Origin of the sequence: Aquamicrobium segne (genome assembly GCF_042656785.1) — a bacterium.
GTDB lineage: Bacteria > Pseudomonadota > Alphaproteobacteria > Rhizobiales > Rhizobiaceae > Mesorhizobium > Mesorhizobium segne.
Genome location: NZ_JBHSLL010000010.1, coordinates 83,219 through 109,363 on the forward strand (window position 1 = coordinate 83,219; position 26,145 = coordinate 109,363).

Annotated in this window: 24 protein-coding genes; 11 read left to right on the plus strand and 13 right to left on the minus strand. The window is 54.9% G+C overall.

All coding sequences use genetic code 11. The features are described from left to right. Positions 1-23: 23 nt before the first annotated feature. Together ACFPLB_RS02360 and ACFPLB_RS02365 are read left to right on the plus strand one after the other, a co-directional pair. Positions 24-593 (plus strand): NifU family protein, encoded by a 570-nt coding sequence (locus tag ACFPLB_RS02360; RefSeq protein ID WP_378227654.1) that lies wholly within the window; start codon positions 24-26, stop codon positions 591-593. Positions 594-870: 277 nt separating this feature from the next. Next, positions 871-1,881, plus strand: coding sequence for a bile acid:sodium symporter family protein (locus ACFPLB_RS02365; RefSeq protein ID WP_378227655.1), 1,011 nt, complete (start codon positions 871-873; stop codon positions 1,879-1,881). A 5-nt stretch (positions 1,882-1,886) separates the two neighbouring features. Here ACFPLB_RS02365 and ACFPLB_RS02370 read toward each other — a convergent pair whose 3' ends face one another. Next, a complete protein-coding gene (locus ACFPLB_RS02370; protein ID WP_378227656.1) occupies positions 1,887-2,315 on the minus strand; it encodes an Rrf2 family transcriptional regulator in 429 nt (142 codons plus the stop codon). A 398-nt stretch (positions 2,316-2,713) separates the two neighbouring features. Here ACFPLB_RS02370 and ACFPLB_RS02375 point away from each other — a divergent pair, with 398 nt between their 5' ends. Genes ACFPLB_RS02375 through ACFPLB_RS02390 form a run of 4 tightly spaced genes read left to right on the plus strand, consistent with a single transcriptional unit; the run spans position 2,714 to position 5,677 of the window. Next, on the plus strand, positions 2,714-4,069 hold the full coding sequence (locus ACFPLB_RS02375) for a hypothetical protein (RefSeq protein WP_378227657.1): 1,356 nt from the start codon (positions 2,714-2,716) through the stop codon (positions 4,067-4,069). 25 nt (positions 4,070-4,094) lie between these two features. Further along, positions 4,095-4,628: a DUF2249 domain-containing protein gene (locus ACFPLB_RS02380; protein ID WP_378227658.1), complete on the plus strand. Its 534-nt coding sequence runs from the start codon at positions 4,095-4,097 to the stop codon at positions 4,626-4,628. Between the two features lie 33 nt (positions 4,629-4,661). Then, positions 4,662-5,288, plus strand: coding sequence for a NifU N-terminal domain-containing protein (locus ACFPLB_RS02385; protein ID WP_378227659.1), 627 nt, complete (start codon positions 4,662-4,664; stop codon positions 5,286-5,288). Continuing rightward, the gene (locus ACFPLB_RS02390; RefSeq protein ID WP_378227660.1) at positions 5,285-5,677 is read left to right on the plus strand and encodes a hypothetical protein; all 393 of its coding nucleotides are present in this window, start codon (positions 5,285-5,287) and stop codon (positions 5,675-5,677) included. The genes ACFPLB_RS02385 and ACFPLB_RS02390 overlap by 4 nt, the downstream gene beginning before the upstream one ends. 61 nt (positions 5,678-5,738) lie before the next feature. Here the strand turns inward: ACFPLB_RS02390 and ACFPLB_RS02395 are convergent, their stop codons facing one another. From ACFPLB_RS02395 to ACFPLB_RS02425, 7 genes are all read right to left on the minus strand, one after another. Then, positions 5,739-6,551 carry a hydroxypyruvate isomerase family protein gene (locus ACFPLB_RS02395; protein ID WP_378227661.1) on the minus strand — a complete coding sequence of 271 codons (813 nt, stop codon included), beginning with the start codon at positions 6,549-6,551 and terminating at the stop codon, positions 5,739-5,741. A gap of 3 nt (positions 6,552-6,554) precedes the next feature. Further along, on the minus strand, positions 6,555-7,196 hold the full coding sequence (otnC, locus tag ACFPLB_RS02400) for a 3-oxo-tetronate 4-phosphate decarboxylase (protein ID WP_378227662.1): 642 nt from the start codon (positions 7,194-7,196) through the stop codon (positions 6,555-6,557). A gap of 129 nt (positions 7,197-7,325) precedes the next feature. Further along, on the minus strand, positions 7,326-8,717 hold the full coding sequence (locus ACFPLB_RS02405) for an amidase (RefSeq protein WP_378227663.1): 1,392 nt from the start codon (positions 8,715-8,717) through the stop codon (positions 7,326-7,328). 161 nt (positions 8,718-8,878) lie between these two features. Further along, positions 8,879-9,874, minus strand: coding sequence for an ABC transporter substrate-binding protein (locus ACFPLB_RS02410; RefSeq protein WP_378227664.1), 996 nt, complete (start codon positions 9,872-9,874; stop codon positions 8,879-8,881). Between the two features lie 70 nt (positions 9,875-9,944). Then, a complete protein-coding gene (locus ACFPLB_RS02415; RefSeq protein WP_378227665.1) occupies positions 9,945-10,784 on the minus strand; it encodes an ABC transporter permease in 840 nt (279 codons plus the stop codon). After that, a complete protein-coding gene (locus ACFPLB_RS02420) occupies positions 10,785-11,504 on the minus strand; it encodes an ABC transporter ATP-binding protein (RefSeq protein ID WP_378227666.1) in 720 nt (239 codons plus the stop codon). A gap of 143 nt (positions 11,505-11,647) precedes the next feature. After that, entirely contained in the window at positions 11,648-12,655 is a 1,008-nt protein-coding gene (locus ACFPLB_RS02425) for a LacI family DNA-binding transcriptional regulator (RefSeq protein WP_378227667.1), read from the minus strand. A gap of 431 nt (positions 12,656-13,086) precedes the next feature. Here ACFPLB_RS02425 and ltnD point away from each other — a divergent pair, with 431 nt between their 5' ends. Further along, positions 13,087-14,013, plus strand: a complete 927-nt coding sequence (ltnD, locus tag ACFPLB_RS02430) for an L-threonate dehydrogenase (RefSeq protein ID WP_378227668.1) — start codon at positions 13,087-13,089, stop codon at positions 14,011-14,013. 73 nt (positions 14,014-14,086) lie between these two features. Here the strand turns inward: ltnD and ACFPLB_RS02435 are convergent, their stop codons facing one another. The 4 genes from ACFPLB_RS02435 to ACFPLB_RS02450 form a co-directional block, all read right to left on the minus strand. Continuing rightward, entirely contained in the window at positions 14,087-14,908 is an 822-nt protein-coding gene (locus ACFPLB_RS02435) for an ABC transporter permease subunit (protein WP_378227669.1), read from the minus strand. Position 14,909: 1 nt separating this feature from the next. Continuing rightward, positions 14,910-15,869 (minus strand): ABC transporter permease subunit, encoded by a 960-nt coding sequence (locus tag ACFPLB_RS02440; RefSeq protein ID WP_378227670.1) that lies wholly within the window; start codon positions 15,867-15,869, stop codon positions 14,910-14,912. Positions 15,870-15,879: 10 nt separating this feature from the next. After that, positions 15,880-17,022 carry an ABC transporter ATP-binding protein gene (locus ACFPLB_RS02445; RefSeq protein ID WP_378227671.1) on the minus strand — a complete coding sequence of 381 codons (1,143 nt, stop codon included), beginning with the start codon at positions 17,020-17,022 and terminating at the stop codon, positions 15,880-15,882. 77 nt (positions 17,023-17,099) lie between these two features. Beyond that, entirely contained in the window at positions 17,100-18,197 is a 1,098-nt protein-coding gene (locus tag ACFPLB_RS02450; protein ID WP_378227672.1) for a polyamine ABC transporter substrate-binding protein, read from the minus strand. A 391-nt stretch (positions 18,198-18,588) separates the two neighbouring features. Between ACFPLB_RS02450 and pyrC the strand changes: the two genes are divergently transcribed. Then, positions 18,589-19,674 (plus strand): dihydroorotase, encoded by a 1,086-nt coding sequence (gene pyrC / locus ACFPLB_RS02455; protein ID WP_378227673.1) that lies wholly within the window; start codon positions 18,589-18,591, stop codon positions 19,672-19,674. Between the two features lie 122 nt (positions 19,675-19,796). On the opposite strand, the gene pdxR is transcribed toward pyrC, so the two are convergent. Beyond that, on the minus strand, positions 19,797-21,269 hold the full coding sequence (pdxR, locus tag ACFPLB_RS02460; RefSeq protein ID WP_378227674.1) for a MocR-like pyridoxine biosynthesis transcription factor PdxR: 1,473 nt from the start codon (positions 21,267-21,269) through the stop codon (positions 19,797-19,799). Positions 21,270-21,556: 287 nt separating this feature from the next. Here pdxR and pgi point away from each other — a divergent pair, with 287 nt between their 5' ends. The 3 genes from pgi to asnB all read left to right on the plus strand — a co-directional run bounded on the left by pgi (position 21,557) and on the right by asnB (position 26,116). Next, a complete protein-coding gene (pgi, locus tag ACFPLB_RS02465; protein WP_378227714.1) occupies positions 21,557-23,209 on the plus strand; it encodes a glucose-6-phosphate isomerase in 1,653 nt (550 codons plus the stop codon). Further along, complete coding sequence (locus ACFPLB_RS02470) at positions 23,206-23,943, plus strand: HAD family hydrolase (RefSeq protein WP_378227675.1); 738 nt, start codon at positions 23,206-23,208, stop codon at positions 23,941-23,943. Before pgi ends, ACFPLB_RS02470 begins: the two co-directional genes overlap by 4 nt. Before the next feature lie 244 nt (positions 23,944-24,187). Beyond that, positions 24,188-26,116, plus strand: coding sequence for an asparagine synthase (glutamine-hydrolyzing) (asnB, locus tag ACFPLB_RS02475; protein WP_378227676.1), 1,929 nt, complete (start codon positions 24,188-24,190; stop codon positions 26,114-26,116). Positions 26,117-26,145: the final 29 nt, after the last annotated feature.

Sequence of the window (26,145 nt, forward strand, 5' to 3'; positions counted from 1 at the left end):
ATAGGGCCACGGAGATGGCTTAAATGTTTATTCAGACCGAGGCGACCCCAAATCCCGCCACCTTGAAATTCCTGCCTGGCCGGGAGGTTCTGCTTGAAGGCACGGCAGATTTCCGCGATCCGGAAGCAGCACAGGCAGCCTCGCCGCTGGCGGGCCGCCTGTTTGATATTCCAGGCATTACCGGCGTGTTTTTCGGCTATGATTTCATCACTGTCACCAAGAATGATGCCGACTGGCAACATCTCAAGCCTGCGGTTCTTGGCACGATCATGGAACATTTCATGTCGGGCCAACCGGTAATGGCAGGCTCCGGCGCGGTCCCCGAAGATGAGGCCGAGCAGGAGTTTTACAATGAAGAGGACGCGCAGATTGTCCTGACCATCAAGGAATTGCTCGATACACGGGTACGCCCGGCCGTGGCGCAAGATGGCGGCGACATCACTTTCCGCGGCTATGATAAGGGCATTGTGTTTGTTCATATGAAGGGTGCGTGTGCAGGCTGCCCGTCATCGACAGCAACCCTCAAACATGGCATTCAAAATCTGCTGCGTCATTTTGTGCCTGAAGTTCAGCAGGTCGAGCAGGTTAGCTAGAGCCTGTCTCCCGAGACTTAAGAACCAGTTTCGGGGTAAAGACATGCGTAATAACAATAACTTAAAGCGTGTCGCGTGAATCTGAAAGATTGCGACACGCTTTAGAGCATGATCCTGGAAAAGTTGCAGACTTTTCGGATAAGATCATGCGTATAAACAAAGACTTAGAGCATTTTGCGAGTACAGATGCTTGCATCTGACGTCGCAACAATGCGGCTAAGACAAGAAGCTTGAGCATTTTGCAGCCGGGCTGAAAGCAATATTTTTCCGAGGCTGCATGATCTGGACACATCTGGAAGCGGGTCTGAAGCGGGTCGGTCTGGACCGCTATATGATCATGCTGATTTTGACTGTTGTGCTGGCAACATTTTTGCCAGCGCGCGGTTCATTTGCTGAACTGCTGACAAGCGCCACATATTGGGCGGTGGCGCTTTTATTTTTCCTTTATGGCGCAAAACTTTCGACGGCAACGATCATATCCGGTTTGGTAAACTGGAAATTGCAGGCCAGCGTGTTTTTATGCACTTTTGGCGTGTTTCCGCTCCTTAGCCTGGTGATGAGCCCCTTGTCGGCCATCTGGCTTCCCGCCGCAATTGGTATCGGTTTTCTTTACATCGGCTGCATGCCCTCGACCGTGCAAAGCTCGATTGCCTTTACCGCAATTTCAAATGGCAATGTTGCCGGGGCGATGTGTGCAGCTTCGATTTCCAACCTTGTCGGGGTTATTTTGTCACCGCTGCTGTTTAGCCTGCTAATCCCGCAAGGGGCTGGATATGGGGTGGAGCCTTCGGCAATCTGGAGAATTATGCAGCAAATTCTTCTGCCCTTTCTGCTGGGGCAATTATGCCGACCGCTGCTGTCAGGCTTTCTCAACCGTCACAGACTGCCAACGATAATTGTTGATCGCGGCTCGATATTGCTGATTGTTTACTCTGCGTTTTCTGCCGGTGTTGTGAATGGGATCTGGCAGATAATTTCACCACAATCATTTGCTGTGCTGGTTGGCCTTTGTCTTTTCTATCTTGGCGTTGTCATGGCCATCACACTGGCGGCCGCCAAGGCGATAAGGATGGATTTGACTGATCTGTTGGCATTGTTTTATTGCGGATCGACCAAAAGCCTGGCGACCGGCCTGCCGATGGCGGGTATCTTGTTTGCCGGGCAGGATATTTCGCTCATTGTGTTGCCCTTGATGCTGTTTCATTTGATACAGCTTGTCGTCTGCGCTCTTGTTTCGCAAAGGTTCAGGGCAGTTTACAGTCAGATGGAATCATCTGACGCCGCATGAATGCTCTATGCTGCAGGTTGGATGCCGAAATCTTCCGGCTGGAGCAGCAAATCGGCCAGCGTATAGCGATCAAGCGTTTTTGAAAAATTGCCGAGTGCCTCCTTTAATATGCCCTGCAGGCGGCAATGCGGGGCAATGAGGCAATTGTTTTTATTTCTAAAACACTCTACCAGCGCAAAATCAGGCTCGGTGATGCGCAGCACATCGCCCAGTCTGATCTCCTCCGGTTTCTTGGCCAGCATGAGTCCGCCGGAACGCCCGCGCAGGGCTGTCAAAAAACCAGCCCGGGTTAGCTGGTTGGCGACCTTCATCAGATGCGCGCGCGAAATTCCAAAAAGCTGGGCAGTCTCTTCAATGGTGATCCGCACATCAGGTCGTGCAGCGGCATACATGAGCATACGCAGCGAATAATCAGAAAAATCCGTCAGTCTCATGCAGGTTTCCTTATGGAATCGTCACATCCGTCATAAGGCTCAAAATGCTTTATGCGCGTAAGAGAAAGATGTCTTGCAAACATATCTTTTTCAAGGTCGTTGATTTTTTTGAAGTTTATAGCAATAAGATACATTGACAATATATCTTATTGGACCAAGAATCCAATTCTGTAAAAGCCTTGCAGGCGGTCCTGAATTTGACGTTGCCAAGGTTCAACCACAGGCTGATTTTGTGTTTACCTGTGCCAAAATCAAAGGAACACCTCATGGCAAAGGCAGTCAATGCAGAAAATCCGGGGCAGTTATCCCGGACCTGTGTGGCGCAGGGCCCGACCGTCTGGCAGGTCGGGATCGGCAAGATTGTCCGGGTGGTCTGACATGAAATTTGTGAGGCAAAGGTGATTGGCGTTAATCTTTCACGCTGGACACTGTCCTATTTTGCTGCCGCCCTTTTCGCCCTTGTTGTTGCACAAGGGCTGATGGTTGCAGGCTATGGTTTTCCCACCGCAGATTTGCGCGCGCCTGAAACGCTTGTACTTGTCCATCTGGTCACCATTGGCTGGCTCAGCCTGTTATTATGCGGGGCGCTGTTTCAGTTTGTCCCGGTTCTGGTCGCGCATGGGCTTTACAGCGATACCTTGCCCCTGCCAGCGCTGGTCTTTCTGGTTGCCGGCCTTTTGTTTCTGCTGGCCGGGTTTTTGCAACTGGCTGATGTTTTTTCTGGTGGCCCGACCTTGTTTTTTCTGGCGGCCATCCTGCTGACCGGCGGTTTCTTGATCGTTATCTATAATCTTGGCCGCACCTTGTGGGCCGCACGCCCCTTGTCATTGCCCGCACGATTTGTTGCCATTGCGCTTGGCGCACTTGGCATGACAGTGTTTCTGGGGGTGATCTATACCCTGACCCTGGGTGCGGCGCTCAATTCTGGTGCCTTGACAGCACTTACTGGTCCGACCTTGCCCCTTCATGTGATTGGCGGGCTTTGTGGCTGGCTCAGTTTTGCCGCGATCGGTGTCAGCTACCGCCTTTTGGCCATGTTCATGCTGGCCCCGGAACTGGATGGATGGCGCCCGCACACCGGCTTCTGGCTGGGAACTGCGGCCTTGAGCATTGCTTTGCTGGGCGGGCCTGCCTGTCTTTATCTAAGGGGGTCGATCACGCCCGCACTTGTTCTGTCAGGTATTCTTGGCCTTGCCGCTCTCGGGCTTTATGGCGCTGACAGTGTTCACCTCTACCGCGCCCGCAAACGCCGCATTATCGAACTCAACAGCCAGATGGCGGCGCTTGCGCTGGCCTCATTGGGCGCAGTGGTTCTTCTGGGGCTTGTGTTTTTAGGTTTCGGGCTGTTTGAAGAGCAGATCGGCGCTATTGTCTTTCTGGCTGCCTTTGGCTGGTTGACCGGCCTTGGGCTGGCGAAACTTTACAAGATCGTCGCTTTTTTAACCTGGCTTGAATGCTATGGGCCGGTGCTTGGCAAGACTGTCACTCCAAGAGTGCAGGATCTGGTTGTTGAATCGCGCGCGCGGCGCTGGTTCATTCTCTATTATCTGTCGGTGTGGGCCGCGACCGCTGCCCTTCTGATTTCCAGTCCGATTGTATTCCGGTTCTCTGCCGCCATCATGTTGCTGGCGACATTGGCAATCATTCTGGAACTGGTGCGCGCCCGCCGCCTTGCCGATGTTGTCGAAAATCTGCGCTTTCCGGCAGGAGTCGTGCGCCCGTATCTTCTATTATCCAGTGCAGAAACGAAATGAAGGCTCAAACGAGGAGCAAAGTCCAATGACACAGGCCTATATTGATCTCGATGTCCGGCCAATTTTGCGCAATGGCGGCGAACCTTTCGGGGCCATCATGGAAGCTGTTGCATCACTAAAGCCTGAACAGGGCTTGCGGCTTTATGCAACCTTCAAGCCGGTGCCGCTTTTTCACGCCATGGCGACAAGAGGTTTTGCCCATGAAGCAAAGGAAATCGGCGGCGGTGACTGGGAGATTTTGTTCAGTCGCGAAAGCGAGAACGACAGTGCAAAAGCACCTGAACTGAGCCCGCAACCAGCCCCCGATGCGTGGCCGGAGCCATCGCAACATCTGGACAGTCGTGATCTTGAACCGCCAGAGCCGATGGTTCGTGTTCTGGCTGCACTGGAAACCATGCAGGAAGGTGAGGTGTTGTCGGCGCTTTTATGCCGCAAGCCGATTTTCCTTATCCCGGAAATTGAAAAGCGCGGCCATGTCTGGCGCGGTGATTTCGAGCCTGATGGAACCACCTATAAAATTCTGATCTGTGTTGGTGGTGCAGGCCCCGCAGCGGCCTGATCGGGTGCTTGCCTGAACCGCAGGGAGACACAAATGTTCATTCAAACCGAAGCAACCGATAACCCGTCACAACTCAGGTTTTTGCCCGGCCAGACGGTCACCGGGACAGAGATCATGGAGTTTGCCGACAAGCAGGCGGCCTCTGTTTCTCCGCTTGCCACCAGATTGTTTGAAATTGACGGGGTTTCGGCCCTGTCTTTCGGGCCGGACTGGATTTTGATTACCAGGCAGAAGGGGGAATGGCAGCATTTGAAACCGCCCTTGCTTGGCATCATCATGGAACATTTCATGTCCGGTGCGCCAATCCTGTATGCGCCAGCCCGGGCAGCCACACCCCGGTTGGCAGGCGAGGAAAATATATTGGCGGAAGAAATCAGGACAGCGCTGCACCGGGTGATCGATCCTGAACTTGGCTATAATATCGTCGATCTGGGGCTGATTTACGATGTTATTGTTGGGTCTGACGGGGATGTTCTGGTGCAGATGACGACAACGACACCCGGCTGCCCTGCCACCAATTATCTGATGGAAGGGTCACGCGAATGCGCGGCTTCAGTGGAGGGCGTTGGTGCTGTTGAGGTTGAATTGACCTATGAGCCCCGCTGGTCGCCTGAAATGATGAGCGAGGAGGCAAAAGCCCATTTTGGCATTGTTGCATGATCTTGTCAGACGAAAAGCTAAAACAGGTTGAGCCTGCCGATGACAGGGCAGGCCAGTTGCAGCAGCGTTTGCGCCGGATCCTGATTGAGCAGGCGCAAAGCCAAACGCTTGTTACCTATAAGGAACTTGCCGAGCGCCTTGGCATTCAGCCGCCGCACAGCATTCACCAACTGACAATCTTGCTGGAACAGCTTATGGCGCAAGATACCCAAAAGGGCGCGCCACTTTTAGCAGCCCTGTGTGTGGGGCGTTTGCGTCACAAGCTACCTGCACCCGGATTTTTCATCACCGCAAACCAATTGGGGCTGTTTACGGGCGACCCTGAAGGCGAGGAGGCGCGCAAGTTTCATGAGCGTGAACTGGCCAGGGTCCTGGCGGCTTATTGCTAAAGCGGGTCATGACTTTTTAGATTCACGCAACCAGCTTTAAGCTTTTGTTTTTGCGTATGTTTCATCTTGAAACTGGTCTTGAGTTTGAGAGACAGTCTTTAAAGCCAAGCGCTTCAATCCAGCCAAGCCCTGCTTCGGTCTCCGAACGCGGCTTGTATTCGCAACCGATCCAGCCCGCATAACCCAATTCATCAATGGCTTTCAAAACCCGATCATAGGCGATTTCACCTTCATCAGGCTCGGCCCGTGAGGGAACTGCCGCAATCTGGATATGCCCGATCAACGGCATGAAGCGTTCCAGTCGCTTGAGCACGTCACCTTCGGTGACGCCGACATGATAAACATCAAACATCAATTTGATATTTGAAACGCCAAGCTCTTCAATGAGCTGTGCCGCCTCACCAATATGTGAATAGAAATAACCCGGCTTGTCGCGTGGATTGATCGGCTCCAAAAGCAGCGTCAGATCATGCTGCGCTGCTTTTTGGGATGCGACCTCAAGATTGCGCAAAAATGTCGATCGCGCCACGTTGCGCTCATCTGCGCTCACCACACCGGCCATGGCGTGGATGGAGGTCGCCCCGCTGTCACGGCAATAGGCAATTGATTGGTCGATAGTTGCCTGGAAATCTTCCTCACGGCCCGGAACCGCGCCCAAACCGAATTCGCCACGTTCGGCATTGCCGACAGCCGTGTTGAGGCCCAGCAAGACCAGATCATGCTGTTGGCAGGCTGCGCGTATTTCACTGGCTGGAACCTCATAGGGCCAGTGCAGCTCAACGGCTCCAAAGCCTGCGGCGGCTGCCGCCTCGATGCGCTCGACCAGACCAAGCTCTTGCCATAAAAATCCAAGATTTGCAGAAAACCGCAGCATGAATCACCTGAGACGAAATGAGGTTTCAAGATCAGCCACTGCGGCTGCATCGAGGTTGCGAACAGGCATGGTGCGCGTAAGCAGGATCAGCTTTGCCGTTTCTTCCAGTTCTTCGGCGGCAAAGACAGCGCCTTCCAGCGAGGTTCCAGCCACGACCGGCCCGTGATTGCCAAGCAGAACGGCGGAGCTGTGGCTGGCCTTTTGACGGATAAGCGGAACAATGTCGGCAGAGCCCGGCTTGGTGTATTTCAAAACCGGAACACGCCCGACACGCATGACAACATAAGGCGTGATCGGTGCAATGGCATTGTCAGGATCAACATCTGAAAGGCAGGAAAGGGCGGTGGCATAGCTTGAGTGCAGATGCACCACTGCGCGTGCCGTCGGGCGCGCCTCGTAAAAGGCCATATGCAGCGGCAATTCCTTGGTTGGGGCATCACCGCCTATGTGTTGGCCCTGGCTATCCAGACGCGACAAGCGCTCTGGCTCCAGAAAGCCAAGGCATGAATTGGTTGGTGTGGACAAAAAGCCATCATCCAGCCGGACCGAGATATTGCCGGATGAGCCGACAGTAAACCCACGCTCAAACAGCGACCGGCTCCAGCGCACGATGTTGTGGCGTAGCTGTTCTTCATCGCTTTTCATCTGAATGCCTCTCCAGTGCAGGTCTTAGAACATTTCTTGTTTTCATGAAAAACATGACGAAACACTCCAAGCTCTTGTTTTAGCCGCATTATGCTTGCGTCAAATAATTCCATCTGACTGCAAAATGCTCTAAATTTTCGGGTGCTTCCGGTGCCAGTCAGTCTCCTGCTGATAGGCAACGCCTGCGCGCAGCAACAAGTCCTCTTTCAGATGCCCGGCAATGAACTGGAAGCCGATCGGCAGTCCCTCTTTGGTAAAGCCGCCCGGCAAGGTGATGGTGGGATTGCCGGAGGAATCGAACGGGCTGGTATATTGATGCAGGCGACGCACGGTTTCAACATTGACACCAAGCCCTGCCATCCACTCGCAGGTGGGGGCTGAAAAGCCCTGAACAGGGGCAAGAAGCAGATCGACATCTTCAAACACACGGCGCACACGCCCGGTAAAATCAAGGCGACGCAGAACCAGCTTTTGATAGTCCAGTCCGCTGGTGCCCCGCCCAAGCTCGATCAGGCCGGCAAGCGAAGGGCCATATTCGGCCTGGCGCGAAGGATAGGTTTGTTCATGCTCGACCGCTACCTCAGATCCGCATTGAGGAAACCAGTCCATGACAATCTGCCGGGAATCGGGGAATTTGACTTCCACCAGTTCCATGCCAAGCTGCCCAGCAATGCGCTTGACCTCGTCGAGGACTGCACCTGCCGGGCCATCGACATCCGACAGCCATTGAGCATCAATGCCCAGCCGCAATCCCTTAACTCCCTTGCCGGTTTCAGTCAGATAATCGGGAACAGGAGCCAGAAGCGCTGTGGGGTCCTGCTCATCGGCTCCGGCAATTGCCGCCATGACGGCTGCCGCATCGCGGGCGCTGCGCACCATCGGGCCGACATGGTCCATTGTTGGCGCCAGTGCAAACACGCCATGGCGGCTGACGCGGCCCCAGCTTCCTTTCAAGCCGGTAATGCCATTGGCCCCGCTGGGGAAACGGATCGAGCCGCCCGTATCGGTTCCGATGGCGGCATAACACAGCCCGGCAGCGGCCGCCGCACCGGAACCGGAGGAGGAGGCGCCAACCCAATGCGCGTGCCCCCACGGGTTTTTAGGTGCTGCAATATCGGGATGATGATCGGTATAAGCGCCTTCGGTCAGCGCAAGCTTGCCCAGAAGGATTGCGCCGGCTTCGCGCAGGCGCCTGACCACGGTTGCGTCCTCATCAGCCATGAAACCGGCACGAACAACGGTTCCTGCTGCTGTCGGCGCATCGGTGGTCCAGCATAAGTCTTTTACCGCCACAGGCGCACCGTGAAGCGGACCTTTGATCTTTCCGGCCTTGATTTCTGCTTCTGCTTCTCGTGCGGCCTGCAGGGCGCTGTCTGCGCTTACCGCCACATAGCTTGAAATTGTCGCATCAACGGTTTCGATTCGTTGCAACTGGTCTTGCACCACCTCGACCGGCGACAATTTCCCGGCATGAATAAGCTCGGTTAATTCAAGCAGTTCAAGAAAGTGAAGATCGCTCACAACAGGCCTCGTTGATGACTGATGGATAATTTTTTGCGTCGCGTTTTGTGCGGTGTCGTCAGGCAAAACCAACGGTCAAACCGATTGGCAAAAATGACAGAATATTTTTGACAAAACATGCCGGACCATTTGGCCCGGCATGTCTGATTGCAGGTTATGCCTTATTCGGCCTGGCCGACGGCGTTCTTTGCAAACTCGGTGTTCACATTGCTGGCGTAGCTGCTGGTATCGGCATCCTTGTCGATAATGCCGACAAAGTCTGCGATACGCATGGCGTTTTCCCAGGACTTTTCAGATACGGTCACTTCCTTCGGATAGGCCCTAGCATCCAGTTCACGCTGAACGGCCTTTTCGACAACTGCCTTGTCGAGATCAGGGAATGCGTCTTGCGCAACCTTCACCGCGTCATCGGTATTGGTGTAGATATATTCCGAAGCGCGCTGAAGCGCATTGACCACACGCTGTGTCTCATCGGCATGGTTTGTGACATAATCTTCCGTTGAAAGCAGTGCTGAGAACGCAAAGGGATACCAGTCAGGATCGGCAGAGAACGAGTAGACGACATTCATGCCTTCTGTCTCGACCTGGCTGATCTGGGGTTCGGTGCCCAGCGCATAATCGGAACGGCCTGCCAGAAGCGGGGCCATTTCATTGCCCACGCCGACCTGATTGATCTTGGCATAGTCCTTGGAAAAATCATTCGACTGCATCAGATAGCTGAAGAAGGCCCAGGTGCTGTCCGGCTCGGGCATGGTCGTGACAATCTTGTCCTTGAACAGCGACACATCGTCTTGCAGGTTGGTTGCATCCTTGCCCACGATCCATACGGCAGGAGCATCCTGGATGGCTGCAACAACCACACCGGGGCCGCCCTTGGCCTTGGAGATCGGGATAAAGACCGGATCATGGATCGAGAAATCGGCCGAGCCGCCCAGAACAGCCGACCAGGACTGTACGGCACCGCCGCCGGTGGTGATCTTTACGTCGACGCCTGCTTCTTCAAAAAAGCCCTTGTCGCGCGCAACATACAAAGGAAGATAAAGCAATGACTGGAACGCCTGGTTGATGCGCACGGTCTTTGCAGCCTCGGCATGGCTGAAGGAAACGCTGGCGCCAAGCATGACGGCCGTTGTGATGATAGCCTTGTAATTAAACACCTTAATTCTCCACTCTACAGGTTTGGCTTATGTTTTAGATCACCGCGTGTGAGGCTATGCCTGTTTCCTGTCACGCGTATTTCCAGGGAAGAATCCACCGCTCAAGAACCCGGACAATTGCGTTGAAGCAGGTGACCAGGATCATCACGACCAGCAGACCGGCAAGGACGGTGTCGATGGCGAAATTGGCGCTACCGACAAGGATGGAGTGACCGACGCCACTTTCAGACGAGATATATTCACCCACAATGGCGCCGATGAGGGCAAAGCCGATATTCAGCTTCAGTCCCGAAATTACCCATGTCATTGAGGAGGGCACGACCACTTTGAAAAAGATCTGATTGCGCGTTGCACCGAAGGAGCGCATCAGGTTGATTTCATCCTGATCGACCTGTTGGGCCCCGCTATAGGAACTCATCAGTGAAACAACGACGCAGGAAAAGGCAACGATGACGACCTTTGAGGTTATGTCCGTGCCAAACCAGATGATGATGAGCGGGGCAACGGCAAGCACGGGGATCGATCCGACCGCGGCTATGAAAGGGCGTGTCAGGCGCGCCACCAGCGGCGAATACCACAAAGCCAGCCCGATGATGGAGCCGCCGACACCGCCGACAATAAAGCCGAGCACGGTTTCCATTGTGGTGACCTGCACATCGATCAACAATTGGCCGCTGGCAATCTGACGAACCAGCACGTCATAAATTCTCGACGGGCTGGCAAACAGGAATGTGCTGATCCATTTATTCTGGGCGGCGACCTCCCACAAAATGAGGCAGGCGGCCAGAATGACGGCCTGAAGGCCCCAGACCAGCATGGTTTCACGTGCCGGGCTCATTGCAAAAGCAGCAGATGATGACCTGCGCTGGGGTTCTGTCTGGCCTTGTACGGATTGCGATTGCGTGGACATTTATGCAACCTTTCGGGTCTTGGCCGGCAGCGACTGCTCAGCAATGCTCTTCCAGATGAGCTGGTAATAATGATTGAAGGCCGGAGACATGCGGCGATCCTGCACATCGGTGCTCTCGACTTCGAGATCGACCTTGATTTCCTTGATGATCTGTCCCGGACGGGCCCGCATCACATAGACACGGTCAGAAAGCGTGACCGCCTCCTCAATGTCATGCGTGACGAAAATCACGGTCTTGCGCAGACGCCGCACCGTTTCAAGAAGTTCGCTTTCCAGCGCAATTTTCAGCGGATAGTCGAGCGCCTTGTAGGCCTCGTCCATCAACAGGATTTCAGGATCCATGACCAATGTGCGCATCAAGGCGGCGCGCTGGCGCATACCGCCTGAAAGTGCGGATGGATAATCCTTCTCGCGCCCTTTGAGATTATAATCTTCAAAAAGAGGCTGGGCGCGCTCTATGGCGGTCTTGCGATCAACGCCGCGCACTTCAAGGCCAAGGATGACATTGTCCATGATGGTGCGCCAGGGCAGCAAAAGATCCTTTTGTAACACATAGCCGAGCGAGGGATGCGGCTTGCCGGTGCTGATCTCGCCCTGAACATAAACCTCACCCGATGACGGCATCAGCAGGCCTGCAATGATATTGAACAGGGTTGATTTTCCGCAGCCACTGGGTCCGACGAAAGAAATGAATTCATTTTCGTCAGCGTGGAAATTCATATCACGCAGCACCTCCGTGGTATTTTTGTTCGGAGTGTAGCTGTGAGATATGTTGCGGGCCTCTAGCTTAACTTGCATATTGTCTCGCACAATTATCGGTTGGTCATTCAATCTGGCTGTTTGGCCGGTTCTGTTTATTCTGGTCAGGCTTGGCTGGCGGGTGGCGCTGTCGTATTTCGGATCACCAATGCGCCAGAAAAATGGTCGTGTCTGACAGGGGCTTCATGGCGACCCACACGACGCAATAAAAGCTCCACCGCTCGCCCGGACATTGCATCGAGTTGCTGGCTGACGGTGGTCAGTTGATAGCTGCGCCAGGCAGCCATTGCGACATCGTCATAACCGACGACGGAAAGCTGCAAAGGCACATCAAGGCCCGCTTCGCGCGCGCCATCGACAGCGCCAAAAGCGGAAAAATCATTCACACAAAAAACAGCGGTGGGCGGATCATCCAGATCAAGCAATTCCTGAACACCCATGCGCCCGCCCTCATGAGTAAAAAGCGCATCGCATATCAGTTCGTCGGGGACTGGCTGGCCCAGTTCACGCAGGCCGTGCAAAAATCCATCCATGCGATCTCGCGCAGTGCGCGCGGCCAGCGGACCGCCCAAAAGACCGATGCGGCGATGGCCAATCTGGTACAGATAGCGTGCTGCTTCTGCTGCACCTTCAAAATTATTGCTGGTGACCTGATCGCAGGACGCATTGATGCTGCCGCGATTGAGCAGCACGATCGGCGCCTTGAGTCTTAACGCCTCGTCAAGCGTGCCGGACCCTTCTGAAACGGAGGTGAAGATAACGCCGTCGACCAGCCCCTGCTGCACGGCATCAAGGGCTGCCTCTTCGCCGCCACGATCTGAATCCCACAGCACCATGCGCTGGCCGGCCCGCTCCAATTGCTTGCCAACCGCTTCCAGCGCCTCGGGATAAAATGGATTGGTGATGCCAGCCACGACCACGCCAATGGTTGCGGTTTTGCGCATGCGCAAGCCCTGCGCAAGGACGTTGGGCCGGTAGCCGACCGCCTCCATTGCGGCCAGAACCGCTGCCCGCTTTTCCTCACTGACATTGGGATTGTCATTGAGAACACGCGAGACGGTTGCCTGCGAAACCTTCGCTACCCTGGCTACATCCATGCTGGTTACATTCATGCGCGCCCACGCCTCCTTCAAACGTGGCCTCGCCGGGAAAGCGGTCTGTGTCAGCCCCTTCCCAAGCCTCCCAAACGGCGGAATTTGCGCCGATAAGAATACGTAATCATAATTTTACAGGAGCGTCAACCGCAGCTTTTTATGGAATTTTAGTAAATTGATTAGGTAACTCATTGATCAAACATCGAATTATTATCCTCAGCACTCTACTATCAAAAAATTTTCTCCTGTCAGCTTCATAAATAATGTTGTTTATGAATGCGTAATCATGAAATTTAATAAGGGTGCAACTTGGCAGCAGGGCGCAAACCGGCTATGCGGATGCCAAGAGGAGAGCGCCGTAAAAAATCCTTTCCTGATCCGGCTGCCAAAGCATTCGCGGAGGGCGCAACGCGAATCGGCCATGGCAGTTCACAATGATGGAGCGCATGATGAGCGCAGGCAGGCAGTCCACACAGGACCATAAGGGCGTTGTGGGGGTGATCGGGCTTGGATCGATGGGAGGCGGCATGGCCGCTTCTCTTGTCCGGGCCGGTTTTGACGTTGTCGGATATGATGTTTCAGCCCAATCGGTGGACAGGCTGACCGCCATTGGCGGGCGCACGGCCGCCAGCCCGGCTGAAGCCGCCAGAGGCTGCGATATTGTGTTTTCTGTTGTGGTCAATGCCGCCCAGACGGAAACAATTCTGTTCGGCGACGAGGGCTGTGCATCCACACTGCGCCCTGGCGCCGTGTTCATCTCCTGCGCCACCATGTCTCCCGATATCGCCCGTCAATTGGGTGCGCGGCTGGAAGCCAGCGGGTGTCATTATCTCGACGCCCCGATCAGCGGTGGTGCGGCGCGGGCAGCGCAAGGTGAACTGACGGTGCTTGCCTCCGGCAGCGCTGTGGCTTTTGACAAGGCCCGGCCGGCCCTTAATGCTGTTGCGGCCAAGCTTTATGAGCTTGGGGATGCGCCCGGCACCGGATCTGCCTTTAAAATGATCAACCAGCTTCTTGCCGGGGTGCATATTGCCGCGGCCTGTGAGGCCATGACCTTTGCAGCAAAGCAGAATCTTGATCTTGCCAAGGTGTATGAAGTTATTACCGCCTCGGCGGGCAATTCATGGATGTTTGAAAATCGGATGCCACATGTGTTGGCAGGTGATTATCAGCCGCTGAGTGCGGTTGATATTTTTGTCAAGGATCTGGGCATTATTCAGGATATGGCGCGTTCGGAATGCTATCCTGTGCCCTTGGCTGCGGCAGCTTTGCAGATGTATCTGGCAGCATCGGGGGCTGGTATGGGCAAGCAGGATGATGCATCGCTGGCGCGCATCTATGCACAATTATCGGGTGCGACCCTGCCACAGGGCTGAAGGCCGCGCTCTAAAGTGTTTTGCAGCCAGATGTAAGCATCTGGCTGCAAAATGGAGCCAAAAACAATAACAATCAGGCCATGCGCAGTGCTGCCTGCTCATCACGGCGGCGCTGCACTTCGCGGCTCTTGTTGACGAGCGAGGCGGCAATCACGCCAACTGTCACAATGGCGATCAGGATGGTGCAGGCGGCGTTGATTTCAGGTGTCACGCCAAGCCGCACCTGGCTGTAAATCTTCATCGGCAATGTTGTGGCACCCGGCCCTGAAGCAAAGCTGGCAATGACCAGATCATCCAGCGACAGGGTAAACGCCAGCATCCAGCCTGAAATAATGGCAGGCGCAATGACCGGCAATGTAATCTGAAAAAAGGTTTTGACCGGCGGTGCGCCCAGATCCATGGCTGCTTCTTCCAAAGAGCGGTCAAAGGAAATCAGCCGCGATTGCACCACCACCGCCACAAAACACATGGAGAAGGTGATATGGGCAAGGGTGACGGTCAAAAAACCGCGATCAAGGCCAATGGCGACGAATAACAGCAACAGCGACAGGCCGGTGATGACTTCGGGCATGACCAGTGGCGCAAACACCATGCCGGTAAACAGCACCCGTCCCCGAAAGCGGGTGTAGCGTGTCAGCACCAGGGCCGCCATGGTGCCGAGCACTGTGGCGACCGAAGCCGAAACCAGCGCCACGCGGATTGTCACCCATGCAGCATCCATCAGGCCCTGATTGCGAAACAGCGCCCCATACCATTGCGTGGAAAACCCGCCCCATACGGTGACCAGCCGTGATGCGTTGAAGGAAAAAATCACCAGAAGCACGATCGGCAGATAGAGAAAGGCAAAGCCCAGCACGATTGAGGCGATGTTAAAGCGGCTCCAGGAAGCGTTCATGTCAGCGACCCTGTTCCTGTGCGCGCGCTTGCGCATTCTGGAAAAAGACAATCGGAATGACCAGCACCAGAAGCAGGATAATGGCTGCCGCCGAGGCCACCGGCCAGTCGCGATTGGAGAAGAATTCATTCCACAATGTGCGCCCGATCATCAATGTCTGCGAACCGCCAAGCAGGTCGGGAATGACAAATTCACCGACTGCGGGAATGAAAACCAGCAGGCAACCGGCAATAACGCCGGGCACTGACAAGGGGAACGTGATTTTCCAGAAGGCGCTGATCGGTGGACAACCCAGATCCTGAGCAGCCTCGATCAGCGAATTGTCCATTTTTTCCAGCGAGGAATAAAGCGGCAACACCATGAAAGGCAGGTAGGAATAGACGATGCCGATAAAGATTGCCGTATAGGTGTTGATGATGATCAGCGGTGAGGAAATGACGCCAATGCCCATCAAAAGCTGATTGAGCAGGCCTTCCGGTTTGAGGATGCCGATCCAGGCGTAAACACGGATCAGGAACGAGGTCCAGAATGGCAGGATGACCAGCATCAGCAAGGTGGGGCGCAAGCTGGCGGGGGCGCGGGCCATGCCATAGGCGATGGGGTAGCCGACCAGCAGCGTCAGCATGGTCGAAATCCCGGCAATCACCACGCTGGAAACATAGGCGTTGAAATAAAGCGGGTCTTGTGTCAGCCAGCCATAATTTTCAAAGCTGAGCTCTTTCAAAGCCTCCCATAGTCCGGCCAGCCCTTCGCTGAAATCAAGGGTCGGCATATAGGGCGGCATGGCAATCGCAGTATGCGACAGCGAAATCTTGAAGACGATGATGAAGGGAATGAGAAAGAAGAACAGCAGCCAGGCATAGGGAACCAGAATGAGCAACCGTCCGGTAAAACCGGAAATCAGGCGTCTGCCCAAGCTTTTTTGAGCAGGAGCAAGCGTGGAAGCGGAAATGTTTGTCATGACGGCCTCCCTATCTTGTCAGCACCACGCCAGCATCGGGTCGGAAAGAAATCCAGGCGCGATCGCCCCAGGTCAGCGGATCATCGATCACACGCGCTGCATTGAGTATGGACGCGCGGATGATCTGGCCGTCATCAAGCTTCACATAATAGACGGTCATATCGCCAAGATAGGCAATGTCAAAAACCTCGCCTTCCAGCGCATTGACCGCATCCTGTGGCCTGGTGGATGAAATCCTGATTTTTTCAGGCCGGATGGCAAAAGCCACCTCATCATTGCCGGTGATTGCGCCCGCATTTTCCACCGTAATTTGTGCGCCCCCGCCATTGGTGGCAATGTGGACCACATTGTCACTGTGTCCGGTAATGCGGCCCTCAAACAGATTGATGTTGCCGACAAAATCGGCCACGAAGCGGGAATTGGGGGTTTCGTAAATTTCGGTGGGTGTCGCCACCTGTATCACCTCACCCTTGTCCATGATGGCGATGCGGTCGGCCATGGTCATGGCCTCTTCCTGATCATGGGTCACGACCACGAAAGTCAGCCCCAGTTCCTCTTGCAGATCCATCAGCTCAAACTGGGTTTCCTCGCGCAATTTCTTGTCGAGTGCGCCAAGCGGCTCATCTAAAAGAAGCACTTTCGGGCGCTTGGCCAGCGAGCGTGCCAGCGCCACACGCTGGCGTTGCCCGCCTGAAAGCTGATGCGGCTTGCGCGTGGCAAAGCGCTCCAGCTTGACCAGCTTGAGCATCTCGGCCACGCGCTTGTCGATTTCCGCCTTGGGCATGCCTTCCTGTTTCAGACCGAAGGCAATATTTTTTTCCACGCTCATATGCGGAAACAGCGCATAAGACTGGAACATCATGTTAACCGGGCGGCGATAGGGCGGGATGCCATGCAAATCCTGCCCGTCAAGCAGAATACGCCCCGAAGTCGGCACTTCAAAACCGGCCAGCATGCGCAGCAAAGTGGACTTGCCACAGCCGGAAGCCCCAAGCAGGGCAAAGAACTCACGCTCGAAAATCGACAGTGACAAATTGTCGACGGCAATGAATTCGCCGAACTGCTTGGTGATGTTTTCAAACCTGATATAGGGCTTCGCCTGTGGATCGTTCCACGGTGAGAACTGCCTGCGGATGCTGCCCAGTGACTTCATGCTCTGCTTTTTCCCGCGCGATAACGGATCATGATGGCGTCAGGCCCCGGCACAAGGCCGGGGCCTGGTATTTTTCTTTACTGTCCGGTTACCACCTTGGTCCAGGAGCGGGTGAACAGGCGCTGGGTTTTAGGGTCAAGGGCTGTGTTGACGAACAGCTTTTCCATCACGTCTTCGGGCGGATAGACGGCCGGATCATCATGCACATCCTCATTGAGGAATTCCTGCGAAGCCTTGTTGCCATTGGCGTAATAGACATAGTTCGACGATTTGGCGATGACTTCCGGCTCCATGATATAATTGAGGAATTCATGCGCCTCTTCCGGGTGCGGGGCATCGGCAGGGATCGCCATCTGGTCGAACCACATCTGGGTGCCTTCCACCGGAATTACATAATCAAGCTCAACGCCATTGTCGGCTTCCTCGGCACGGTCGCGTGCCTGGAACACGTCGCCTGACCAGCCCACCGCAATGCAGATATCACCATTGGCCAGCCCATTGATGAATTCGGAGGAATGGAATTTGCGCACATAAGGGCGAACACTTTCCAGGGTTTCCACCGCCTTGGCGATATCTTCCGCCTCATGGCTGTCCGGGTTGAGGCCCAGATAGGCCAGAACCACCGGGAACATGTCAGAGGGGGAATCGAGGAAATTGATGCCGCAATCCTTGAGCTTGGCAGCATTTTCAGCATCAAAAACGGCTGCCCAGCTATCGATTTCATCGACGCCCAGCACTTCCTTGATCTTGCCGACATTGTAGCCAATGCCGACCGTTCCCCACATGTAATTGATCGAATATTCATTGCCGGGATCGAAAACGGCCATGCGCTCGCTGACCTCATCCCACATGTTTTTCAGGTTTGGCAGTTTCGACTTGTCGAGCTTCTGATAGACGCCAGCCTCGATCTGGCGGGCAAGGAAGGAGCCTGTGGGCACCACCACATCATAGCCGCTGCCCCCGGCCAGCAGCTTGGTTTCCAAAATCTCGTTGGAATCATAGACGTCGTAAACGACCTTGATGCCGGTTTTGCTGGTGAAGTCCTCAATGATTGAATCATCAATATAATCGGACCAGTTATAGACATTGACGACGCGCTCCTGCGCGCTTGCGGCAAAGGCGACTGCCGAGGCAAGCACGGTGGTGGCAAGAAGCAGACAGGTTTTATGCTGCATGACGATTACTCCCTTTTAAAAGCGTGCTCCCGGCCGTGCCTGCGCATGGTTACGGGCGTGTTTTTTAGTCTATTGAGGTTGTGAGGGATCAACAAGCGGGCTTCAACGGCCGGGCGATGACGGGGGGGTCTGAAAAAGAGCAAGATCGGCCAGTCTCATTGTTGCCTTTCATGCAGCCTGCCTGTGGCATGGAGGCTTTGTCAATGGGCTGTTGCACAGAATACGAACAGGATACTGGCAATGAGGGGTGCGGGGAGGAAATTTCAGCAGGGTGCTGGCTGGTTCAGGCCTTGGGTCCAAATCATTGAGCGGCGACAATTTCACCAGGGCCATGTATAGGACACCTCATATCTATCCGGCTTTGCAAAATTACGGGCGAGGAGAATTTGCCATGACCATCGACGCGCTTTTTGAAGCCAGTGACAATCAGCAGGCAGATGCTGCGCTTTCGATCACCATAGCGCGCCCCGATGACTGGCATGTCCATTTGCGCGATGGCGATATGTTGCGCGCCGTGCTGCCCTATACGGCAGCACAATTTGCCCGCGGTATCATCATGCCCAATCTGACACCTCCGGTGGCAAGCGTGGCTGACGCCAGCGCCTATCGCAGCCGCATTCTTGCCGCTCGCCCGGAAGGTTCAGGTTTTGAGCCGCTGATGACCTGTTACCTCACCGACCTGACCGATCCCGATGAAATCGAGCGCGGTTTTGCCGAGCGCATCTGGATTGCCGCCAAGCTCTACCCTGCCGGTGCGACCACCAATTCCAGCCATGGCGTGACTGATCTGGCCAAAATCACTCCCGTTCTGGAGCGGATGGAAAAAATCGGCATGCCGGTGCTGATCCATGGTGAATCCACCGACCCGGATGTTGATATTTTCGACCGCGAAGATGTGTTCATGGAAACCACCTTGCTGCCGCTGCTCAAGCAGCATCAGGGCCTAAAAATCGTGGTCGAGCACGCAACCACGTCCGGCACGGTTGATCTTGTGCGCGCTCATGCGCCGCGTATGGCGGCCACCATCACCCCGCATCATCTGGTCATCAACCGCACCTCCCTTTTTCAGGGGGGCTTGCGTCCGCATCTTTATTGCCTGCCGGTGGCCAAGCGTGAAAGCCATCGCCAAGCCTTACGCAAGGCGGTGACTTCGGGTGAAAGCTGTTTCATGATCGGCACTGACAGCGCCCCGCATATGCGCTCGGCCAAGCAGGCGGACTGTTGTTCGGCGGGCGTCTTTGGCGGCGTCACCGCCTTGCAGACCTATGTGCAGGTGTTTGATGAAGAGGATGCACTCCATCATTTCGAGGCTTTCGCCTCATTAAACGGCGCGCGCTTTCACGGGATGGAGCCAAATAAATCAACCGTTACTCTGGTGAAAAAGCCCGGCATTGCTGTTGCTGCTGTGCCTATTGGCGGCGAGGATATTGTGGTGTTTCGTGGCGGCGAAACCCTGCCCTGGTCGATTAAAGCATAATCTTAAAAAAGTTGCAGACTTTTTGGATAAGATTATGCGTAAAAACAAAGGCTTAAAGCGAGTCTCGTGAATCTGAAAGACTGTGACACGCTTTAGAAAAGTTGCAGACTTTTTGGACAGGTTCAGGCCGCAATATCCGCCAGTTGCCGAATGCCTGGTTCAATATGCTGCAAGGCAATGGAAGAAATGCCCAGCCGCACAAAGCGTGATGGTTTTTCATCAAAGCCGAAATAGCGATCTCCGGGTTCGATGATGACGCTGCGGCTGGCCGCTTTTGCCGCCAGTTCCCGCGCATTGACCCCATCTGGCGTTTCCAGCCAGAGTGAGGTTCCGGCTCCCGGATGCTGCAGGCGCCAGTGCGGCAAATATGCTGCCAATGCCTGCCGCAGGCGGGCGCGTCGTTCCTCAAGCGCATCTGACAAACGCCGCACCAGCGCTTCATGATGGCCAAGCGATAAAAACAGCGCGACAGCACGCTGATTATTGGCAGGCGGGTGGCGCAGCATGAAACGACGAAGCGCCCGCAATTCGGCAATCAGTTCGGCAGAAGCCACGATATAGCCAAGGCGCAAACCCGGCGCCAGCGTCTTTGACAGCGACCCGACATGGATGACACGGCCGGATTGGTCGCTACTTTTGAGCGCCTGTTGGGGGGCGTCATCCAGAAGCTGATTGTCATAGCCATCTTCAATGATGATCTGGTCGTCACGCTCGGCCCGGGCCAGCAAATCCTGCCGCCGCTCCTGTGACAGCGGCACCATGGTCGGACAATGATGGCTGGGGGTGACAAAGATGAAACCGGCATCGGAGGGAATGGCGTCAGTCACAAGCCCGCTGCGATCGACCGGTACGGGCACTGTGTGTGCTCCTGAAAGCTGGAAAATGGCGCGCGCATCGGGATAGCCCGGTTCTTCCATTGCAATTTTTGTGCCCTTGCCCATTAAAAGAGCGGCAAGCATGTAGAGCGCATTTTGTGCTCCGAGCGTGACGATGATTTCATCCGGGCTGGCAAAAATACCGCGTCGCGGCAGCAGGCGCGCCTGAATCTGCTCAATAAGCAGGGGGTCGTCCTGGTCTACCATGTCGGCAGCCCAGTTGCGGATTTCCAGCACCGCCAGCGCCATGCGGTTGCATTCGCGCCATTCGGCAGTGGGAAACAGGGCCGGATCAAACTCGCTGTAAACAAAAGGATAGGATGAATTCATCCAGTTCTCATGCCTGTTGGCGGCAGGCATCTCGGAGGCCTTGATGCGGCGACGGGCTTTCCAGTCGATCTTGTGTATCTGTTTGCGCGCCTTGTGTGGTCTTTCTGGTGTCGCCAGCATATCCGGATTGACGAAATGGCCGCGCCGCTCGCGGGCAATCAAAAATCCCTGCTCGACAAGTTGTTGAAAAGCCAGAACCACCGTGCCACGTGCCACGCCAAGCTTTTCAGCCAGCACACGGCATGAAGGCAGAGGCATGGAGGCAGCAATCTGCCGGTCTAGAATGGCTGCAACAATGGCCTGTCTGATCTGTGCCTGAAGGGTTTGACCCGAATCTGCCGAGATATGAAACAGGCTCGACCAGATTGCCGCATCATTTCGCCGGGACATTGTTTTTCTCCCTTCACCCGCCTTTTACCGGCAGTAAGACTGGTTCTTGGCACAAACAATTAAGCCAATCAAATTTTTGGGCTCTGCTATACATAGTTAAAGCCTGTCTCCCGAACTGGGAACCAGTTTCGGGATAAAGACATACGTAAAAACAAAGACTTAAAGCGGGTCGCATGAATCTGAAAAATTGCGATACGCTTTAGGCGATGCTCTGGCTGTTGCTTCTGCGAAAGAAAGGTTTCACCAGTGCGCAGAACGCCCTACAGTCTTTGAGCGCCTCATCGGAGATTGCCGTGGACCGTTCTGCTTTTACTCAAATCCTTGCCGAACTGCGACAACACCACACAACCGGCAAGGTTGATATTCGTGCCGCCTTTGGCGCTGATCCGCAGCGTTTTGCCCAATTTTCCGTCACCATGGACGATATGCTGCTCGACTGGTCGAAATGCGCGGTTGATGCCACCATCATGGAATTTTTGTTCAGGCTGGCGGCTGCGGCGGGTGTGGAGGCGCGGCGCAACGCCATGTTTGCCGGCGCCCATATCAACATCACCGAAGATCGCGCCGTTTTGCACACGGCCTTGCGCAATCCGCGTTCCGATGGCCCGGTTCTTGACGGGCAGAATATTGGTGCGGATGTCACCTCGGTGTTAAGCGCAATGAGCGCCTTTGCCGATGCTGTTCGCAACGGCCGGATACAGGGCGCAACCGGCAAGCCGATTACCGACATTGTCAATATCGGCATTGGCGGGTCCGACCTTGGCCCGGCCATGGCGACATTGGCCATGGCCCCATGGCATGACGGGCCGCGCGCCCATTATGTTTCCAATATCGACAGTGCCCATATTCACGATACGCTCAAAGGGCTGAAGCCGGAAACCACGCTGGTCATCGTCGCGTCAAAAACCTTCACTACGGTCGAGACAATGACCAATGCGCAGACCGCAAAAATCTGGATTGAAAAGGCGCTGGGCACACAGGCCGTTGCACAGCATTTTGCTGCCGTTTCCACTGCGCTTGATCTGGTGGCCGCCTTCGGCATTGAAAAAGACCGTGTCTTTGGCTTCTGGGACTGGGTGGGGGGGCGCTATTCGGTATGGGGCGCCATTGGCCTGCCGGTGATGATGGCTATCGGTCCGCAGCGCTTTCACCAATTGCTGGCTGGCGCGCATAAAATGGATAGGCATTTTTGCAACGCAGCCTTGCCGGCCAATCTGCCGGTTGTGCTGGGTCTGGTCGGCTGGTGGCACCGGGTGATCTGTGCCTACCCGGCCCGTGCCGTCATTCCCTATGACCAGCGTCTGTCGCGCCTGCCTGCCTATCTTCAGCAACTGGATATGGAATCAAACGGCAAAAGCGTGATGCTTGATGGCAAACAGGCCGTCACACCTACGGGCCCGCTGGTGTGGGGCGAGCCGGGCACCAATGGCCAGCACGCTTTTTTCCAGCTTCTGCATCAGGGCACCGACATCATTCCGGTTGAGTTTCTGGTTGCGGCCAATGGGCAGGAGCCGGAACTGCGCCATCAGCATGATCTTTTGCTTGCCAATTGTCTGGCGCAATCTGAAGCCTTGATGAGAGGGCGCACATTGGAAGAGGCGCGCACACAGATGCTGACCAAAGGCATGGAGGTGGAAAAAGTGGATAAAATCACCCCGCATCGCGTCTTTTCCGGAAACCGGCCTTCGCTGACTATTCTCTACAAACAACTGGACCCTGAAACACTTGGGCGGCTGATTGCTCTTTATGAACATCGTGTTTTTGTTGAAGGTGTCCTTTACAATATCAATTCCTTCGACCAGTGGGGGGTTGAGCTTGGCAAGGAACTGGCCACCAGCCTGCTGCCTGTCGTGGAAGGCAAGCAAAATGCCGATGGCCGGGATGCTTCCACAGCCGGTCTGGTGGAACATGTTCAAAAGTTGAAGGAGAGTCAGGATTGACCGCAATCAAAGGGATCCTGTTTGACAAGGATGGCACGCTTATCGACTTTCATGCCACCTGGGCGCAAGTGGCGGAAGAGATGGCGCTGGAGGCCGCAAAAGGCAATCAGGACAAGGCTGACACGATGCTGATAGCCGGAGGGCTGGACCCGGTCACGCGCAGCTTCATGGCCGATTCCATTTTTGCCGCCGGTACCAATCTTGATATTATTGAATTGTGGTTTCCCGAGCTTTCCCGTGCGGAACAGCTTGAAACGCTGGAAGAGTTCAACCAGATGACTGCCGACAAGGGGGCGGTCTTTGCCGTTGCGCTTCCGGGGATCATTGATGCGCTCAACCGCCTGCATACGCAGCGATTCCGGTTGGGTGTGGCAACCAATGATTCCACGCTTGGCTGTGAAAAAACGCTTGCGGCTCTTGGCATTGCCCAGCTTTTTGAGGCCGCCTATGGCTATGATGCGGTGGCCAATGCCAAGCCGGCGCCCGACACGGTGCGTGCTTTTTGCGACCTGACCGGATTGAAACCGGCTGAAATTGCTATGATCGGGGACAATCGCCATGATCTCGACATGGCGCGCGCCGGTGGCTGCGGACTGGCCATCGGGGTGCTGTCGGGTACCGGAACGCGGGCTTCCCTATCACCACTGGCCGATGTCGTTCTGGAATCGGTTGCCGACCTGCCCGGTTATCTGATGACACTGCGTCAAGAACTGGACAGGAAACAGCTTTCGTAAGCGCCTCTGAAAAAATCCCTAAGCTCTTGTTTTAGCCGTATTTATGCAATGTCAGATAATTTCATCCGACTGCAAAATGCTCCAATGTAATCACTCCATTTACCATGCGTAAAATCTGTCTGGATCGATAACTTTATATTCGGATTTGGAGTCGATCCTGCGCATGTTACGAAAACAAGATCTTAGAGCATTTTATCTGTTTTTACGTGGAAACAAGAAATGCTCTAAGGGAGAGGGAGCGCAAGTGAGCGGATTTACCGGTTATTCTGGATCGGTAGCAGAAGGCGAGAGCCTGCTTGCCCACATGACAGGTGCGATCACGCAGCGCGGGCCGGGAGTGCAGACCCGTTTTATCTCAGGGTCGGCAGGGCTTTCTTGCGTTACTGGCCAAGATGATCATCCCGGGCTTATGACCTTTGAGGCCGGGCAGATGACGATTGCCCTTCATGGCCGGATATTTAATGCAGACGAATTGCGCGATAATCTGCGCGCCCGTGGGCAGCGTTTTGCCACCACAAATGATGCTGAACTTGTTTTGCAACTTTATGCGCATATGGGTGAAGCCTGCCTGCCGCTTCTCAATGGCGATTTTTCATTTGCCTTATGGGATGAGCCTCGCCGCCGCATGGTGTTTGCCCGCGACCGGATAGGCGCGCGCCCGCTTTTTTATACGACAAGGGGCGGTGTGCTTTATTTTGCCTCACAGGTGAAGGCGCTTTTGCAGGTGCCCGGCGTGGAGGCGCGTCTCGACCCGTTTGCGCTTGACCAGATTTTTACGCTGTGGGCCCCCATCGCGCCGCGTACCAGTTTTGTCGATATTCATGAGCTGGAACCAGCCAGTGTCATGATTGCCGAGCCGGGTAAAACAACCATCAGACCTTATTGGCAATTCAGCTTTCCCCCGATTGATCATCCGCAACCTGTCAGGTCCGAGGCTGAGGCGGTTGAGGAATTGCACGCTTTGCTGACCGATGCAGTCAGGCTGCGGATGCGTGGTGATACAGAAATCGGGGCCTACCTGTCCGGCGGGCTTGATTCCTCGCTGGTTTCAGCGCTTGTGGCCGATAAGACAGCCGGAAAATTGAAAACATTTTCGGTCAATTTTGACAGTGCCGAACATGATGAAAGCGCCTATCAGCGCCTCATGGTCGAAGCTCTTAACAGCGAGCATCGCAGCCTTTTATGCGGTAAGGGTGACATTGCCCGCGTCTTTCCTGAAGTGATCCGCTGTACAGAGCAGCCCATTATCCGCACCGCTCCGGCCCCGCTTCATAGTCTGGCTGGTTTCGTTTATGAGACCGGCATGAAGGTCGTGCTGACCGGTGAAGGTGCTGATGAGATTTTTGCCGGTTATGATCTGTTCAAAGAAGCGCGTTTGCGTCGCTTTTGCGCCCGCCAGCCGACATCACGTATCCGGCCGCATTTGTTTTTCAAGCTCTACCCCTATCTGCCCAATCTGCAGCAGCAATCGGTTGAGTTTCTGTCGGCCTTCTTTCATGTCGGTGAAGGGCAACTGGACGACCCGCTTTTTTCACACCGGCCCCGCTTCAAGACGACATCTGGCGCAAAACTGTTTTATTCAGGCCAGTTGCGTGCGCAATTGAAAGGCTATGATGCAACTGATGATCTGGCAGGGCGCCTGCCGGAGGAATTTGGCGCATGGCATCCCCTGCATCAGGCGCAATATCTGGAAACCCGGTTTTTATTGCCGGGTTATATTCTACCCTGTCAGGGCGAGCGCATGACGACGGCTCAGGGGATTGATGCGCGCTTTCCTTTCCTTGATCCGCGCATCATTGAATTTGCATCGCGCCTGCCCCCGGAGATGAAGCTGAAAGGCTTGAGCGAAAAGCACATTATCCGCAAAATGGCGCAGGATCTGGTGCCGCCTGCCATATTGGACAGGCCCAAGCAGCCATATCGGGCGCCGGACAGTCAGGCTTTTACCGGGTCGGGCAATCTGGACTATGTAAAAGAGGCTCTGGGAGAAAAAAGCATTGCCGCCAGCGGTCTGTTCAATGCGTCTGCGGTGGCAAAGCTCCAGCAGAAATGTCAGGCTGGCGCAACGACCGGTTTTCGCGATAATGCCGCCTTTGTCGGGATTTTATCGACCCAGCTTTGGCATCAAGCCTTTGCCGGGCAAGACCAGGGCCGGGCAAGACCAGATGATTGAAAAAATGCCAGAAAGCATGACTGAGGGAA

What these genes read in the sequence shown, in the direction of transcription:
- ACFPLB_RS02390 (WP_378227660.1), top strand. Translation starts at nt 5,285, where the DNA reads ATGATCTTGTCAGACGAAAAGCTAAAACAGGTTGAGCCTGCCGATGAC.
- ACFPLB_RS02380 (WP_378227658.1), top strand. Translation starts at nt 4,095, where the DNA reads ATGACACAGGCCTATATTGATCTCGATGTCCGGCCAATTTTGCGCAAT.
- ACFPLB_RS02370 (WP_378227656.1), bottom strand. Translation starts at nt 2,315, where the DNA reads ATGAGACTGACGGATTTTTCTGATTATTCGCTGCGTATGCTCATGTAT.
- pyrC (WP_378227673.1), top strand. Translation starts at nt 18,589, where the DNA reads ATGACCATCGACGCGCTTTTTGAAGCCAGTGACAATCAGCAGGCAGAT.
- otnC (WP_378227662.1), bottom strand. Translation starts at nt 7,196, where the DNA reads ATGAAAAGCGATGAAGAACAGCTACGCCACAACATCGTGCGCTGGAGC.
- pdxR (WP_378227674.1), bottom strand. Translation starts at nt 21,269, where the DNA reads ATGTCCCGGCGAAATGATGCGGCAATCTGGTCGAGCCTGTTTCATATC.
- ACFPLB_RS02445 (WP_378227671.1), bottom strand. Translation starts at nt 17,022, where the DNA reads ATGAAGTCACTGGGCAGCATCCGCAGGCAGTTCTCACCGTGGAACGAT.
- ACFPLB_RS02450 (WP_378227672.1), bottom strand. Translation starts at nt 18,197, where the DNA reads ATGCAGCATAAAACCTGTCTGCTTCTTGCCACCACCGTGCTTGCCTCG.
- ACFPLB_RS02365 (WP_378227655.1), top strand. Translation starts at nt 871, where the DNA reads ATGATCTGGACACATCTGGAAGCGGGTCTGAAGCGGGTCGGTCTGGAC.
- ACFPLB_RS02395 (WP_378227661.1), bottom strand. Translation starts at nt 6,551, where the DNA reads ATGCTGCGGTTTTCTGCAAATCTTGGATTTTTATGGCAAGAGCTTGGT.
- ACFPLB_RS02420 (WP_378227666.1), bottom strand. Translation starts at nt 11,504, where the DNA reads ATGAATTTCCACGCTGACGAAAATGAATTCATTTCTTTCGTCGGACCC.
- ACFPLB_RS02440 (WP_378227670.1), bottom strand. Translation starts at nt 15,869, where the DNA reads ATGACAAACATTTCCGCTTCCACGCTTGCTCCTGCTCAAAAAAGCTTG.
- ACFPLB_RS02415 (WP_378227665.1), bottom strand. Translation starts at nt 10,784, where the DNA reads ATGTCCACGCAATCGCAATCCGTACAAGGCCAGACAGAACCCCAGCGC.
- ACFPLB_RS02425 (WP_378227667.1), bottom strand. Translation starts at nt 12,655, where the DNA reads ATGAATGTAACCAGCATGGATGTAGCCAGGGTAGCGAAGGTTTCGCAG.
- ltnD (WP_378227668.1), top strand. Translation starts at nt 13,087, where the DNA reads ATGAGCGCAGGCAGGCAGTCCACACAGGACCATAAGGGCGTTGTGGGG.
- ACFPLB_RS02435 (WP_378227669.1), bottom strand. Translation starts at nt 14,908, where the DNA reads ATGAACGCTTCCTGGAGCCGCTTTAACATCGCCTCAATCGTGCTGGGC.
- ACFPLB_RS02360 (WP_378227654.1), top strand. Translation starts at nt 24, where the DNA reads ATGTTTATTCAGACCGAGGCGACCCCAAATCCCGCCACCTTGAAATTC.
- ACFPLB_RS02385 (WP_378227659.1), top strand. Translation starts at nt 4,662, where the DNA reads ATGTTCATTCAAACCGAAGCAACCGATAACCCGTCACAACTCAGGTTT.